The sequence below is a fragment of the Erythrobacter oryzae genome, from assembly GCF_030271515.1.
GTDB lineage: Bacteria > Pseudomonadota > Alphaproteobacteria > Sphingomonadales > Sphingomonadaceae > Erythrobacter > Erythrobacter oryzae.
The window spans coordinates 866167-880413 of the sequence record NZ_JASCXI010000002.1 but is presented as its reverse complement, the minus strand read 5'-3'; the positions used below and the strand labels follow the sequence as shown (position 1 = coordinate 880413).

The following is a 14247-nucleotide window of genomic DNA, read 5'->3' as shown; positions in this document are numbered from 1 at the left end:
GGGGGCCGCGACGGCCGCTTCGACCGGCGGGGTGGCGGGGGCTTCTCCGACCAGGTCGGCGACATCGCCCGCGACGCCCGCCGTGCCGACCAGCGCGGCGACTGGCGCGGCGACCGCGACGGCTGGCGCGGTGACCGTGATGGCCGCGGTGGCTGGCGGGGCGACCGTGACGGCTGGCGCGGTGACCGCCGCGGCTGGCGCCGCGACGACTGGCGCTGGGGCTGGAACGGCCGCCCGGGCTGGGACCGCCGCGATTTCCGTCGCTGGGACAACCGCTGGCGCTTCGACCGTCGCTACGACTGGAACGATTTCCGCCGCGCCAACCGCTTCGCCTTCCGGCCCGGCCCCTACTACGCGCCGTTCCGCAGCCACCGCTACAGCCGGCTGAGCATCGGCTTCTATCTCGACAGCCTGTTCTTCCAGCCGCGCTTCTTCATCAACGACCCGTGGGCCTATCGCCTCCCGCCGGTCTACGGACCTTACCAGTGGGTCCGGTATTATGACGATGTGCTGCTGGTCGATATCTACACCGGCGAGGTCGTAGACGTGATCAACGACTTCTTCTGGTAGGTCTTCGCCAGCCGAGAAGGGGCCCCGCCGGAGCGATCCGGCGGGGCTTTCTTTTGTCCGGTCTCAGCCGCGCGCCGGGCCGAAGGGCAGCATCCGCCACAGCGTCCCGTCCTTGTCGACGAAGGTATGCTTGAGCGCGGCCAGCGCATGGAGCGCCACCAGCACCAGCAGCGCGATGCCCGAGGCGCCGTGGAGCTCGAAAATCGTCTCGCCCAGCGCCTCGCTGCGCGGCACCGGCAGGGCGGGCAGGCTGAACAGGCCCCAGACGCTGATCGGCTCCCCGAAGGCGGACATCGCGATCCAGCCGGCGACCGGCATCACCAACAGCAGCGCGTAGAAGGCGAAGTGCACCAGCTTGGCAAAGCTGCGCTCCCACGGGGCGTGGCCCGGCACCTGCGGCGGCGGAGGGCTGACCTGCCGCCACAAGAGCCGCAGCGCCACCACGATGAAGATCACCACGCCCAGCGCGAAGTGGTTGGCCATGATCTGCCCGCCCGCCTCGCGCGTGGGCGCCTCTTCGGCCGCTTCGCTGATCCGCCACTGCACGATCACCAGCACCGCGATCAGCCAGTGCAGCAGCATGGCGAGGCCCGAATATTTCGTTCTGGCGTTGAGGCTCATTGTCTATCCCTCCAACAATCCCCCGGTGCGCCCCAGCCTAACAGGGTGACGCCGCGCCGCAAGTGACCCGCACGCGGCTTGCACCGCCGCGCACCGGCTTGCTAGGCTCGCCCCCGATGACCACGACCGCCGCCGCCCCCGTGCCCGACCAGAACGCCCTCGCCCGCCTCGGCGCGGCGGTGCGCGCGCGGCTGGCAGGCGTGCCCGGAATCTACCGCGTGCCCGACGATCGGATCGAGCTCTACGCCATCGGCAATTTCCTGACCGGCGAGGAATGCGGGCGGCTGTGCGCGATGATCGATACGGTCGCCAAGCCCTCGGCGCTGCACGAGCTGGGCTACGACAGCGGCTTTCGCACCTCCTTTTCGAGCGATCTCGACTTCCACGATCCCTTCGTCGCCGGGATCTCGGCGCGGATCGATGCGGTGCTCGGCGTGCCCAAGTCCTTCGGCGAGCCGATCCAGGGGCAGCGCTACCTGCCGGGGCAGGAGTTCAAGCCGCACAACGACTGGTTCTACACCTCCGAAAGCTACTGGCCGGGCGAAGAGGCGCGCGGCGGGCAGCGCAGCTGGACGACGATGGCCTACCTCAACCCGGTCGAAGCGGGCGGCGCGACCGCCTTCACCCTGCTCGGCATCAACATCGCCCCCACCCCCGGCGTGCTGCTGATGTGGAACAATGCCCTCCCCGACGGCCGCCCGAACGAGGCGACGCTCCATGCCGGAAGCCCGGTCGAGGCCGGGGCGAAATACATCATCACCAAGTGGTATCGCACCCGCCGCTGGCGCTGAGCGGCGGCTAGGTGCCATCGCCCTCCGCTTCTTTCCGCGCGATCGCCCGCACATCCGCCGCGAGCGCCTCGACCCGGCGCGACAGGCGAAGGATTTCGAGCTGGGTGCGCAGGTTGACCTCGTAATCGTGGCGCGCGGTGATGCGGTCCTTCATCGCCTGGCGGTTCTGGCTCATCAGGATCACCGGGGCCTGCACCGCGGCCAGCATCGAGAGCATCAGGTTGAGGAAGATGAAGGGGTAGGCGTCGAAGGGCTTGAAACCCATCGCCTGCAGCACCCCGCTGTTGAGCGCCGCCCACACCACCAGCACCACGCCGAAGCCGATGATGAAGCCCCAGCTGCCGCCGATCGCCGCCACCCGGTCGGCGAGGCGGTCACCCCAGGTTGCGTGGGCCTGCGCCAGTTCATCGGCATCGCGGCCGGTGAAGCTGCCCGCCGCGACATGCTTCAGGACCCGCTGCTCGTCCGCCTCGAGATCGTCGTAATCCCGGCCCAGCAATTCGCGGGCGAGCTTGTGCGGATCGGCGGGGCGTTGGGTCATGGGCGGGTCATGCCTTGGCGAGCGCCTCCGCGATCAGCGCGCGCGTGGGCGCGATGCCATAGAGCGCGATGAAGCTGCCCATGCGCGGGCCCTGTTCGCTGCCGAGCAGGGTCTCGTAGAGCGCCTTGAACCAGTCACGCAGGCTCTCGAACCCGAATTCCTCGATCTTGCCGATCTCGTAGACGATGGTCTGGAGGTCCTCGGCGCTGGTCGCGGGGTCGGCCATTTCGAGCGCCGCGTCGAGCGCCTTCAGCGCCCCCACCTCGCCGCCCGCGGGCGCGCGCTTTTCCAGCGTCGGCGCGACGAAATCGCGGTTGTAGGCGAGCGCCCGGCCCACCAGAGCATCGAGCGCGGGGTGCTTGGCGGGGTCGGCATCGGCGACATAATTGCCGAGATAGGACCACACCGCCTCGCGCGTCGCGCCTGCGCCGAGCACACCCACGAGGTTGAGCAGCAGGCTGAAAGGCACCGGCAGGCTCTCGCCCTGCCCCGGTGCATCGGCACCCTCGTGGCGCTCGTTGGCGCGCAGCAGATGCCACACCGGATTGCCGAGCCGCTTGTCGACGTCCTGCGAAGGGATGCTGGTGCGGAACTGCCAGTAATCGTCCACCGCCTTGGGGATCACCCCGGCGTGGAGCTGCTTGGCGCTCTTGGGATTGGCGAAGATGTAGAAGCCGAGGCTCTCGGGGCTGCCGTATTGCAGCCATTCCTCGATCGAGAGGCCGTTGCCCTTGGACTTCGAAATCTTCTCGCCCTTGGCGTCGAGGAACAGTTCGTAGATCAGCCCCTCGGGCTTGTTGCCGCCGAGCACGCGGGCGATCTTGCCCGACTGGATGCCGCTGTCGGTCAGGTCCTTGCCGTACATCTCGTAATCGACGCCCAATGCCACCCAGCGCATCGCCCAGTCGACCTTCCACTGGCACTTGGCCATGCCGCCGAGCGCGGACTGTTCGACGGTGCTGCCGTCCTCGTCGGTGAAGCGGATGATGCCCGCGGCGGCGTCCACCACCTCGATCGGCACCTGCAACACCGCGCCGGTGGTGGGGCTGATCGGCATGACGGGGGAGTAGGTCTTGCGCCGCTCCTCGCCGAGGGTCGGCAGCATGATGTCCATGATCGCGCCGAAGTTCGTCAGAACCCCGCGCAGGGCCTCGTCGAACCGGCCGCCATTGTAGCAGTCCGAGGAGCTGACGAACTCGTATTCGAACCCGAAGCGGTCGAGGAAGTCGCGCAGCATCGCGTTGTTGTGCGCGGCGAAGCTTTCGAACTTTTCGAACGGGTCGGGGATGCGCGACAACGGCTTGCCGAGGTGTTCCTTCAGCATTGCCTGATTGGGGACGTTGTCGGGCACCTTCCTGAGGCCGTCGAGGTCGTCCGAGAAGGCCACCAGCCGCGTCGGCGCGCCGCCGGTCAGCGTCTCGTAGGCGCGCCGCACCAGCGTGGTGCGCAGCACCTCCTGAAAGGTGCCGATATGCGGCAGGCCCGAGGGGCCATAGCCGGTTTCGAACAGGACGCCGCCGGGCTTGCCTTGCGGCAGCCGCTTGGCGAGGCGCTGCGCCTCCTGGAAGGGCCAGGCCTTGGAGTTTTGCGATGCGGCGATGAGGGCGTCTTGGGTGATGGTCATGGTGGGGCGGCTATTACGGGGCTCAGGGCGGCTTGCAAGCGGAATGGGCGGGGCGAAGTTCACGAAGTTCACACCGTGTGAATCGCAATCCTACAGGTTTTGCTCACGTTGTTCAGAGATTTACTCTCATATTCCGAAGTTCACACTGTGCGCGCGCGTTTCTGCTTTCGCGCATCGCCATCTGTCGTGCCCTCCATAGCCCGCGCGCGGCGTGTAGGACAGCGCCGATGCCATGCGGGCAAAGCGCAAGGTGGCGGCGTTTACATCGCCGCGAGGCTCGCCCAATGATGCCGGTGTGACCCTCCCCGATCCGCTTTCCTTGCCTGCCCTGCACGCCAGCCATGGCGGCCATTGGCTACGCTCCGCGAGCGGCGGGACGCAGGCGGTGTCCAAGGGCGATGCGATCATGGCCGCCGCCGATACGCCGGTGCTGATGCTCAACGCGCCGCTGGTGGCGAGCCGGCTGGGCTATCCCGACCTCTCGGGGCTCGACCTGCTCGAAGCCTTCGCCTTCATCCACCCCGCGCGCTTCTGCGTGCCGACCCCGCGCGGGCTGGCCGAGGCGCTGGGCTTGCCCCCGCCCGAGGATGACGCCGCCGTGCCCGAGCTGCTCCAGCGCGCGGCGGGGGCGCTGGTCGCAGCCTGTCAGGACCCCGAATGGTTCGAGCGCGAGGGCGCGTGGAGCGCGGTGCAATCGCTGGAGCGCCTGCGCTGGCCGTGGGCGCAGGTGCTGCGTCCGCATATCGCCAAGCCCGAGAAGGCCGAACGCTGGCTCTTCGCCCGCCTGCCTGAATGGGAGGAGACGGGCGAACGCCCCGCCCCTCGGCAGGTGGAATTGTCGACAGAGGCGGTGCAGGCGCAACTCGCCCGCCTCACCGGAGAGGGCGCGGAACAGCGCGAGGGCCAGCGCGCCTATGCGGCCGATGTCTCGCGCATCTTTGCCCCCCGCTCCGCGCCCGGCCGCCCGCATCTGGCGCTGGCGCAGGCAGGGACGGGGATCGGCAAGACGCTGGGCTATCTCGCCCCCGCCTCGGTCTGGGCGGGTTTGAGTGGCGGCACCGTCTGGGTCTCGACCTTCACCAAGAACCTGCAACGCCAATTGCGCGCCGAGAGCCGCCGCGCCTGGCCGGTCAAGCGCCCCGACGGCACCCCGCCCGTGGTGGTGCGCAAGGGCCGCGAGAATTACCTCTGCCTGCTCAACCTCGAGGACGCGCTGCAAGGCGGCTTTGCGGGGCGGCCCGCGATCCTCGCGCAGCTGGTCGCGCGCTGGGGGGCCTATACCCGCGACGGCGACATGATCGGGGGCGACTTGCCGGGCTGGCTCGGGACACTGTTCCGGAAGCGCGGGATTGCGGCGCTCACCGACCAGCGCGGCGAATGCATCTATGCCGGGTGCCCGCACTACCGGAAGTGCTTCATCGAACGCGCGGCGCGGGACTCTGCGCAGGCCGATCTGGTGATCGCCAACCACGCCTTGGTGATGGTCAACGCCGCACGCGCCCGCGACCCGAACCAGCGCCCGACCCGGCTGATCTTCGACGAAGGCCACCATGTCTTCGATGCCGCGGATTCGACCTTCGCCGCTACTCTGAGCGGGCAGGAAACGATCGAACTCCGCCGCTGGATCATGGGGCCGGAGAAGGAATCGCGCGGGCGTCGGCGCGGGCTCGCCGCAAGGCTCGCCGATGTTGCCAGCTATGACGATGCGGGCGCGGAGGCCATCACCGCCGCGTGCAAGGCGGGGCAGCTGCTCCCGTCCGACGGCTGGCTCCAGCGCCTTGCCGAGAACTCGCCCTTCGGCCCGCTCGAAGCCCTGCTCGCCGCGGTGCGCACCGCGACCTATGCGCGCGACGAGAGCGGGCAGGAGGCGGGCTATGCGATCGAGACCGAGGCCGCGGGCCTGCCGGGCGAGGTGATCGAGGCGGCAGGACGCGCAGCCGAGGCGCTTGCGAGCATCCGCGTGCCGCTGATCCGATTGGGCGGGCGATTGGAGGCAATCCTGTCTGAACCGCCCGACTGGCTCGACGCACAGGGGCGCGCGCGGATCGAGGGGGCGCGGTTTGCGCTCGCATGGCGGATCGAGCTGCTGGCCGCTTGGGAGTCGCTGCTCGACCGCCTCGGGGGCCCCGCCGACCCCGAATTCGTCGACTGGCTCGCAGTCGACCGTTCCGACGCGCGCGAGTTCGACGTGGCGATCCACCGCCGCTGGCTCGACCCGATGAAGCCCTTCGCCCGCGTGGTGCTCGAACCCGCGCACGGGGTGCTGCTGACCAGCGCGACCCTCACCGACCGCACCGAGGATGACGACCTCTGGGCCTCCGCCATCGCGCGTTCGGGCGCGGCCCATGTCGAGGTCGCGCCGCTGCTCTCGGCAGCGGAAAGCCCCTTCGACTACGCCGCCCGCGCCGAGGTGCTGATCGTCACCGACATCGCCAAGGGCGACCTCCCCGCGCTCGCCGGGGCCTATGCGCGGATCATCGAGGCATCGGGCGGCGGCGTGCTCGGGCTGTTCACCGCGATCCGGCGGCTGCGCGCGGTCCACGGCCGCATCGCCGACCGCCTCGCGCGGGCGGGCCTGCCGGTCTATGCCCAGCACGTCGACCCGATCGACACCGGCACCCTCGTCGACATCTTCCGCGACGATCCGCGCGCCAGTCTGATCGGCACCGATGCCCTGCGCGACGGGGTGGATGTGCCCGGCCACTCCCTCCGATGCGTGGTGATGGAGCAGGTGCCCTGGCCCCGCCCCGACATCCTCCACAAGGCGCGCAGGCTCGCGGGCGGCGGCAGCGCCTATGACGACCGCATCATCCGCGCGCGCCTCGCGCAGGCCTTCGGGCGGCTGATCCGGTCGAAGGACGACCACGGCCACTTCATCGTCCTCTCCCCCGCCTTCCCCTCGCGGCTCCTGTCCGCCTTTCCCAAAGGCACCCCGGTGCTGCGCGTGACGCTCGATGAGGCTTTACAACGCGTGCGCGCTGGTGTTGTGCAAGAGGCGAGCGAGCACGCGGGAGGAACCTTGCCCTCATGAAGATTCTCGGCCTCCTGCGCCATGCCAAGTCCGACTGGGACGACACCGCCCAGCGCGATTTCGACCGCGGGCTGAACGCGCGGGGCCGCAAGGGAGCGGTGCTGATCGGCCAGCATATCCGCGACCACGGGGTGAAGTGGGACAAGGTACTCGCCAGCCCCGCCGTCCGCGTCAAGCTGACGCTCGAGGGCGCGCTGCCCGAGACCCAGCCGATCTACGACCAACGCCTCTACCTCGCCAGCTTCGACACCATCGTCGAGACGATCGAGGCCCACGCGGGTACGGGCGACGAGGAGGCGAAGGCGATCCTCATTTCCGGCCACAACCCGGGCCTGCAGGACGTGCTGCTCGAACTGGTCGCACCGGGCAAGGAGAACGCGCTGTTCAAGGAGGCCGTGGTGAAATTCCCGACCGCCGCCTACGCCGTGCTCGAATGCGACATCCAGCACTGGAGCGAGCTCAAGCGCTACTGCGCCGAGCTGGTGCACTTCGCCCGCCCGCGCGACCTCGACCCGGCACTGGGGCCGGAAGCCTAGGCGCTGCCTACCCCCCTCCCCTCGGGGAGGGGTTGGGGGTGGGGGGCCCTCGACTGCGCCTTCGGGCCCCTCCCCGAGGGGAGGCGGTTGGCCCCTCAGCTCACCTCCACCACGTTATCGTCCGAATCCTTGTCGATGTAGAAGTTGTAGGGATCGACCCCGGCGAAGGCGGGCTTCTTCGCGGTGACGATTTCGATCACCTGTTTCCCGCCCTTCACCGGCATCCGGCTCATCGCCAGCACCGCCTGCCGGTCGAAGGCGCCGGTGCCGGGGCGCTGGGTGAAGGCGCCGATCTCGATGCTCTCGGCGAGGGTGGCGGGGGTCTCGATGCCCTTGCCGTCGGCGTAGAACTTGCCCGCTTCCACGGTGATGCGGGTCACCCACTTGCCGTCGGCGCGCTTGGTCGAGGTAGCCGCCTTGGCCTTCAGGTCATAGATCGTGATCTTCTCGAACAGGTCGGTGATCAGCGCCTGATCCGCCGGGGTCTTGGCTTCCTTGCGCAGCTCGGCGATCAGGTCGAGGCTGCGCGGGTACGGCGCAGGCTTGAACTTGTAGCGCTCCACCAGCCGCGCCAGCGCGCGGTTGACCGCGTCCTCGCCGATCCGCTCCTGCAGGAGATACATCACGAGGCTGCCCTTGCGGTAGTGGATGTGCTGCTGGTTCTCGACCCGGTAGAGCGGCTGTTCGGGCAGCGGATCGCCCTGACGCCCGCCGAGGTAGCGGTCGAGCTCGAACTTGAGGAAGCGGCGGATCTTGTCCTCGCCATAGAGCTCCTTCATCACCATCAGCGCGCTGTATTGCGCCAGCGTCTCCGACAGCAGGGTCTGGCCCTGCACGTTGGCCCCGATCACCTGATGCGCCCAGTACTGGTGCCCCAGCTCGTGCGCGGTGATGTAGGAGACGTAGTCGATGGTCTCGGGATCGCGCACGTCGGCGGCAAAGCCGATGCTTTCCGAATAGGGCATGGTGCCCGCGAAAGCCTGCGCGAAGGTCTCGTAGCCCGGGAACTCGATGATCCGCGCATAGCCGAACTGGTAGGGCCCGAAATTGCGCTGGTAATAGGCGAGCGCGGTCTTGAGGGCCTTCTGCATCGCGGGCACGTTCCAGGCGTGCTTGGGATCGTAGTAGACGCTCAGGCGCACCGGCCCCGCCATCTCCTCGGCCACGGCATAGCGCGCCGATTGCACCGAGAAGAAGTTGAGGATCGGCGCGGGCGACTGGAACACCGCAGTGCGGCGGCCATCCTTGACCACGTCGGAAATCTTGTTGCCTGGCGCGATCGGGGTCTGATCGGCCACGGTCGAGAGGGTGATCTTCGAATTCACCCAGTCGGCGCCGATATAATTGCGGCCCTGCGCCGTGGTATCCTCGAGCTTGGCCATGCGCTGCTCGGCCGGCAGGCCCTGACGGCGCCTTGCGGTGCGGTCCTGCAGAAACCCGCGGTCGTCCATCCCGACAATCGGCGCGAAGGTGTAGTTGTTCACGAAGGTGCCGTTGTCGACGATGTCGGTCGCCGCCCCGCGGTTGGGGAAGCCGCGCCGCCAGACGTCGGTGGCAAAATCGAGCCGGGTGGTCGCCCCGGGCGCGAGCGGCTGCGCGAACTTGTAGATGCGGTAGAAGTGCTTCTTGTCGAAGCTGGCGAGGCTCGCCCCGGCGACATCGAGCCGGGTGAAGACCGCGCCGTCATCGGCCTGGCGGATGTGCAGCTCGGTGAGCGGCTGCCCGCTGTCGTTGCGCATCAGGTAATGGCCGGCGGCCTTCAGGCGCTTGGCGGCGGGGTCGACGTCGATCACGAATTCGACATCGGTGACCACGGGGCGCGGCATGCTCGCATACTGGACATACTTGCGCTCGTATTCGGCCAGCCGCGCTTCGGCCTCGTCCGAGGTTTCGTAGGTGTTGAGCACCTTGATGTTCTCGTAGATCACGAGCCCCGTGCCGACCATCCCCGCAATCGCCGCGAGCGCGATCCCGCCCGAGGCAAGGCTCGCGCGGCGCGCCACACCCTTGAGGCGCGGCACCACCGCGACCACCGTGCCGCGCGGCCATGCCCAGTGGGCGAAGACCAGCAGCACCACCGCAAAACACGCCCAATAGAGACGCGCGATCGCCGCGCCGACCCAGAAGCCGCCGGTGCCGTTCATGTCGGAGAGCGGCTCGGACGGGGTGCCCGAGTAGGAATAGAGAATGTTGGTGTAGCCCATGTTCACCATGACGATGCGGACCAGGAACCACGCGAGGAACAGGCCCCAGCCGACATACTTGTTCGGGCTCAGCACCTGGAAGAACACCGCAAGGATCGCGATCATCAGCAGGTCGATGCTCTGCGGAATGACATAGGCGGAAAGGTAGAGGCCGGGATCGACGGTGCCGGTCCCCTTGGCGAGCTGGTAGAGCACGCCGGTGAACATGCCGGCGAGCGCCATCGCCAGCAGCACGCCGAAGATCGCGAGGATCTTGGGCACGAACACCGCCCAGGCTGGCACGGGGGTCGCGTCGATGATCTCGGAGATCTTGACGTCGCGCTCGCGCCACACCAGCTCGCCGCCGTAGAACACCGCGATGATGATGCTGAACAGCGTCATCGAGCCGACCACGATGCCGATGATGTTGGCGGTGAGCGGATAGGACGGGGTGCCGTAGGTCGTGTCGGAGAAGCCGAGATTGATCAGCGTGAAGCCGATCGCGAGCGGCAGCAGCACGAGAAAGCCGGGGCTGCGCATCACCATCCGCACCTCGGCCTTGAGCCGCAGCCAGAAGGTGGCGAAGGCGTGGCCGGTGCCGAAGCTGCGCGCGACCGGCGCGGTGAGCGTGCGCGGCGGCACGGCGGCGGTCTTGGCGGCCTTGGCGGCCTGCTTTGCCAAGCGCCGCTGCCGCCAGCGCGAGGGCGCGCGCTCGGTCATGCTGAAGCGCAGCCACGCCACGCCGAAGAACAGCGCGGAGAGGCCCAGCACGAAGACGCGGTTGAACAGCAGGTTGCCCTCGAGCGGGATCGCCTTGGTGTTCATGTCGGCCGCGGTCCAGTAGCGCGAGACCTCGGAAATCGCCCCCGTTCCGAGCGGCTCGAAGCGCGCGACCGGGTCCTGGAAGCTCGGATCATTGCCCAGCAGCAGCGGCACGGTGAGATAGCCCATCACCAGCACCACGACGCCGATATAGCTCGCCAGCATCGAACGGGTGAAGGTCGCGAGCGCAAACAGCAGCGCCGAGGCCATGATGAGGTTGGGAATGGCGATGACGAGGAAGGGCCACAGGTAGAGCCCGAGGCTGCTCGGCCCCACGGTCTCCGGGTCGACCCATGGCATCACCGCGCCCAGCGCTATCCCCGCCGGCACCGCAAGGTAGCCGAGGATGGCGATGGCAAGCCCGCCGAGGAAGCGTCCGCCAAGGAAGCTGGTGCGCCCCACCGGGGTCGCGCGGATCATCGGGCCGAAGCCGGTCACATCGTCGCGCACCACGGCATTGGCGACGAAGGCGGTGATGACGAAGAGGTAGAAGATCGAGATGATCGCCATCGCGAGGGTGATCGTGAAGGGCGAATTCTCGTGGACCGCGCCGGGCGAGCCGAAGCTGACATTGTCGCTGGCGCTGATGCCGAAGCCGATCAGGAAGAAGATCGCGATCGAGACCCAGAACACCGGATTGCGGAGCTGGTAACGGATCTCGAACGCGGCGAGGCGTGCGGTGAGCATTGTGGCGGCCCTCCCTTACGCGGCTTCAGCAGCGGGCGCGCGGCGGGTTTCGGCAAGCGTCGCGAAGTAGACATCCTCGAGCCCGCCGCTGACCGGCGCGAAGCCCTCGGGCTGGGTGTCGGCAAGCACGTGGACGACGATGTCGCCCGCGAAGAAGCGGTGCGAGATGACCTCGTATTGCGCCTGCATCTCGGCAAGGCGGGTGTGGTGCACGGTCTTCTGCCAGACCCGCCCCCGCGTCGAGGCGATGAGATCATGCGGCGCGCCTTCCAGACGCAGCCTGCCCCCGGCGAGCACCGCCATGCGCGGGCACAGGTCGGCGACATCGTCGACGATGTGGGTCGAGAGGATCACCACCACGTTCTCGCCGATCCCGGCCAGCAGGTTCAGGAAGCGGTTGCGCTCTTCCGGGTCGAGGCCCGCGGTTGGCTCGTCGACGATGATCAGTTCGGGCTCGCCGATCAGCGCCTGGGCGATGCCGAAGCGCTGGCGCATCCCGCCCGAAAAGCCCGCGATCGCCTTGCCGCGCACGTTCCACAGGTTGGTCTGGTTGAGCAGGTGCTCAACCATCGCCTTGCGCTCGCCCTTGGCGGTCACGCCCTTGAGCACCGCCATGTGATCGAGCATCGCCGCAGCCGAGATGCGCGGGTAGACGCCGAAATCCTGCGGCAGGTAGCCCAATGTGCGGCGCAACCGGTCGGGCTCGGCCAGCACGTCGATGTCGCCGAAGCGGATGCTCCCGTTGGTGGGCGCCTGCAGCGTCGCGATGGTGCGCATCAGGGTCGACTTGCCCGCGCCGTTGGGGCCGAGCAGCCCGAACATCCCCTTGGGGATCGACAGCGTGACGTCGTCCAGTGCCTTGGTGCCGTTGGGATAGGTGTGGCTGACGCCGGCGAGTTCGAGCATGGTGTGCGGGCCCCTGTTGTTCAATCCTTTGCAACCTAGCGGCTTTGGCCAAAGGTTAAAGCCGCGTTGGTGGACGGACGCGGGCGATTGATCGACGGTTATGCCGTTTGTCGATGCCGGTGAACGGTTGGGCGCTGGTCAACCGTTCAGGCCAGCAGCTTGCGCGGCCCCGGCCCTTCGCCCGCGAGGCGGTCCTCGGGGTTCCAGATCGCGCAATGTTCAAGGCTGAGGCAGCCGCAGCCGATGCACCCGTCGAGCCGCTCGCGGGTGCGGGTGAGCTCGGCGATGCGCGCGTCGAGCGTCGCGCGGATCGCGCTGCTGATCGCCTCCCAGTCGCGCGCTGTCGGCGTGCGGCCGTGGGGCAGGCTGGCGAGCGCTTGCTCGATCTCTGCGAGGCTGAGGCCCAATCGCTGGGCGATGAGGATGAAGCTGAGCCGCCGAATGTCCGAGCGCAGGAACCGCCGCTGGTTGCCGCCCGTGCGCACCGGCTCGATCAACCGCCGCTCCTCGTAGAAACGGATCGCCGACACGCTGAGCCCGGTGCGGCGCGCGATCTCGCCGATGGGGATGAGGTCGGAGGGCTTGAGGCGGGCGGCGGGCATGGGTGGTCTCGCGATTAAAGCTTGACCTCAAGTTAGGTTGAGATCGCAAGCTGCGCAAGTCAGTCGATTCGCCTCTTCTCCGGCGCGTCGGAACCACGAAAGGACCCCCAATGCCCAACGGCCGCCTCGAACACATCAACATCACCGTCGGCGACATCGAGCGCAGCGCCGCGCTGCTCGAGCGGCTGATGGGCTGGCACATCCGCTGGCGCGGCCCCTCGATGCTGGGCGGGGAGACGATCCATGTCGGAAGCGAGGACGATTACATCGCAGTTTACACCCGCGGCGCGCCGCTCGCCGCCCGCCATGCCAAGGGCGCGCCGCTCAATCACCTCGGACTGGTGGTTGACGATCTCGACGCTGCCGAAGCCGTGGTGAAGGACGCCGGGCTCGAACCCTTCAACCACGCCGATTACGATCCCGGCCGCCGATTCTACTTCTTCGACTGGGACGGGATCGAGTTCGAGATGGTGAGCTACGCCTGACGCCGGGCCCGGCTCAGTCGAGGTTGAAAGTCTTGGTGACGACCACCCATTCGTCGTGCACCTGCTGGCCTTTCTCGTCGTGGAGCCGGATCCGCATCCCGCTGCGCCCCTTGAGCGCGGCCTTGCCGAAGCCGTAGCCCGCCGGTTCCTCGCCGATCAGGCGGCAATCCTTCACCCGGTCGCGGCGGGTGACGAAGCAGTAGAGCCAGGCCGTGCCCTCGACCCGCTGCTCGCGCGCGGCGCGGGGGTAGAGCAGATGGTCGCGCGAGAAATCCATGTCAGGAGCCCAGGAGGCGGTGAGGATGCGCCGCTGCCCGCGGTTGCCTGCGCTGCCTGCCCTGCCGCCCGCGTCGTCCACCGCACCCGCCCCTGCCCCGCCGCCGCCGCTCCCGGCGATCACGCTCACTGTCTCGGGTGACACCGCCGCGAGGCTTTGCGCGACGGCGATAACGCCGCCGGGCTCGGGGCCGGGCTGGGTGGAAGGCACGGGCGCGGCTTCGTCTTCGAGCAGCGTCGTGGCCGGTGCGGCGACGGGCGCGGGCCGGGTGTCAGGCTGCGCCCGCGACGCCTCGCGCCGTGGAGCAGGGCGAGCCTCGACCGGCTGCGCGTCCTCGCCCCCCGACGCACCAGCCGCACCCAGCGAGAAGACCGCCAGCGCTTCGGGCGCGGCCTCGCGCACCGCAGGCGCCGCGAGGAGGACGAGCCCGAGCAGCGACACGCTCGCCAGCACCGACAGCGCCAGCGCGCCGGCATCGGCCTCGTGCTGACGGACAGCGTAGCGGCTGGGGAAGGTCGATGGCTCGGCGCGGATCGAAGCTGTGGCCATGCTGCTCTTGCAACGCTCGGGG

12 protein-coding genes are annotated in these 14247 nt (G+C 68.6%); 5 read left to right on the top strand and 7 right to left on the bottom strand.

From position 1 onward, the window contains the following. A partial coding sequence (locus tag PFX90_RS08785) for an RcnB family protein (protein ID WP_285712031.1) occupies positions 1 to 570 on the top strand: 570 nt, incomplete at its 5' end. Between the two features lie 63 nt (positions 571 to 633). Here PFX90_RS08785 and PFX90_RS08780 read toward each other — a convergent pair. Then, positions 634 to 1191: a cytochrome b gene (locus PFX90_RS08780; protein ID WP_285712030.1), complete on the bottom strand. Its 558-nt coding sequence runs from the start codon at positions 1189 to 1191 to the stop codon at positions 634 to 636. 116 nt (positions 1192 to 1307) lie between these two features. Between PFX90_RS08780 and PFX90_RS08775 the strand changes: the two genes are divergently transcribed. Further along, complete coding sequence (locus tag PFX90_RS08775; protein WP_285712029.1) at positions 1308 to 1982, top strand: prolyl hydroxylase family protein; 675 nt, start codon at positions 1308 to 1310, stop codon at positions 1980 to 1982. Positions 1983 to 1989: 7 nt separating this feature from the next. Here the strand turns inward: PFX90_RS08775 and PFX90_RS08770 are convergent, their stop codons facing one another. Continuing rightward, positions 1990 to 2523 (bottom strand): DUF1003 domain-containing protein, encoded by a 534-nt coding sequence (locus PFX90_RS08770; RefSeq protein ID WP_285712028.1) that lies wholly within the window; start codon positions 2521 to 2523, stop codon positions 1990 to 1992. Positions 2524 to 2530: 7 nt separating this feature from the next. Next, positions 2531 to 4147: a lysine--tRNA ligase gene (locus tag PFX90_RS08765; protein ID WP_285712027.1), complete on the bottom strand. Its 1617-nt coding sequence runs from the start codon at positions 4145 to 4147 to the stop codon at positions 2531 to 2533. 295 nt (positions 4148 to 4442) lie between these two features. Between PFX90_RS08765 and PFX90_RS08760 the strand changes: the two genes are divergently transcribed. Next, positions 4443 to 7178 carry an ATP-dependent DNA helicase gene (locus PFX90_RS08760; RefSeq protein ID WP_419180088.1) on the top strand — a complete coding sequence of 912 codons (2736 nt, stop codon included), beginning with the start codon at positions 4443 to 4445 and terminating at the stop codon, positions 7176 to 7178. Beyond that, a complete protein-coding gene (locus PFX90_RS08755) occupies positions 7175 to 7714 on the top strand; it encodes a SixA phosphatase family protein (RefSeq protein WP_285712026.1) in 540 nt (179 codons plus the stop codon). The genes PFX90_RS08760 and PFX90_RS08755 overlap by 4 nt, the downstream gene beginning before the upstream one ends. Before the next feature lie 95 nt (positions 7715 to 7809). Here PFX90_RS08755 and PFX90_RS08750 read toward each other — a convergent pair whose 3' ends face one another. The 3 genes from PFX90_RS08750 to soxR form a co-directional block, all read right to left on the bottom strand. Continuing rightward, the gene (locus tag PFX90_RS08750; protein ID WP_285712025.1) at positions 7810 to 11406 is read right to left on the bottom strand and encodes an ABC transporter permease/M1 family aminopeptidase; all 3597 of its coding nucleotides are present in this window, start codon (positions 11404 to 11406) and stop codon (positions 7810 to 7812) included. A gap of 15 nt (positions 11407 to 11421) precedes the next feature. Then, positions 11422 to 12312: an ABC transporter ATP-binding protein gene (locus tag PFX90_RS08745; RefSeq protein WP_285712024.1), complete on the bottom strand. Its 891-nt coding sequence runs from the start codon at positions 12310 to 12312 to the stop codon at positions 11422 to 11424. A gap of 146 nt (positions 12313 to 12458) precedes the next feature. Beyond that, positions 12459 to 12914, bottom strand: coding sequence for a redox-sensitive transcriptional activator SoxR (soxR, locus tag PFX90_RS08740; protein WP_285712023.1), 456 nt, complete (start codon positions 12912 to 12914; stop codon positions 12459 to 12461). A 110-nt stretch (positions 12915 to 13024) separates the two neighbouring features. Here soxR and PFX90_RS08735 point away from each other — a divergent pair, with 110 nt between their 5' ends. Further along, a complete protein-coding gene (locus tag PFX90_RS08735; RefSeq protein ID WP_285712022.1) occupies positions 13025 to 13399 on the top strand; it encodes a VOC family protein in 375 nt (124 codons plus the stop codon). A 13-nt stretch (positions 13400 to 13412) separates the two neighbouring features. Here PFX90_RS08735 and PFX90_RS08730 read toward each other — a convergent pair whose 3' ends face one another. Next, entirely contained in the window at positions 13413 to 14225 is an 813-nt protein-coding gene (locus tag PFX90_RS08730; protein ID WP_285712021.1) for a hypothetical protein, read from the bottom strand. Positions 14226 to 14247 lie beyond the last annotated feature (22 nt).

Coding starts and splice junctions, on each gene's coding strand:
- PFX90_RS08730 (WP_285712021.1), bottom strand. CDS start 14,225: ATGGCCACAGCTTCGATCCGCGCCGAGCCATCGACCTTCCCCAGCCGC.
- PFX90_RS08745 (WP_285712024.1), bottom strand. CDS start 12,312: ATGCTCGAACTCGCCGGCGTCAGCCACACCTATCCCAACGGCACCAAG.
- PFX90_RS08770 (WP_285712028.1), bottom strand. CDS start 2,523: ATGACCCAACGCCCCGCCGATCCGCACAAGCTCGCCCGCGAATTGCTG.
- PFX90_RS08780 (WP_285712030.1), bottom strand. CDS start 1,191: ATGAGCCTCAACGCCAGAACGAAATATTCGGGCCTCGCCATGCTGCTG.
- PFX90_RS08755 (WP_285712026.1), top strand. CDS start 7,175: ATGAAGATTCTCGGCCTCCTGCGCCATGCCAAGTCCGACTGGGACGAC.
- PFX90_RS08735 (WP_285712022.1), top strand. CDS start 13,025: ATGCCCAACGGCCGCCTCGAACACATCAACATCACCGTCGGCGACATC.
- PFX90_RS08775 (WP_285712029.1), top strand. CDS start 1,308: ATGACCACGACCGCCGCCGCCCCCGTGCCCGACCAGAACGCCCTCGCC.
- soxR (WP_285712023.1), bottom strand. CDS start 12,914: ATGCCCGCCGCCCGCCTCAAGCCCTCCGACCTCATCCCCATCGGCGAG.
- PFX90_RS08750 (WP_285712025.1), bottom strand. CDS start 11,406: ATGCTCACCGCACGCCTCGCCGCGTTCGAGATCCGTTACCAGCTCCGC.
- PFX90_RS08765 (WP_285712027.1), bottom strand. CDS start 4,147: ATGACCATCACCCAAGACGCCCTCATCGCCGCATCGCAAAACTCCAAG.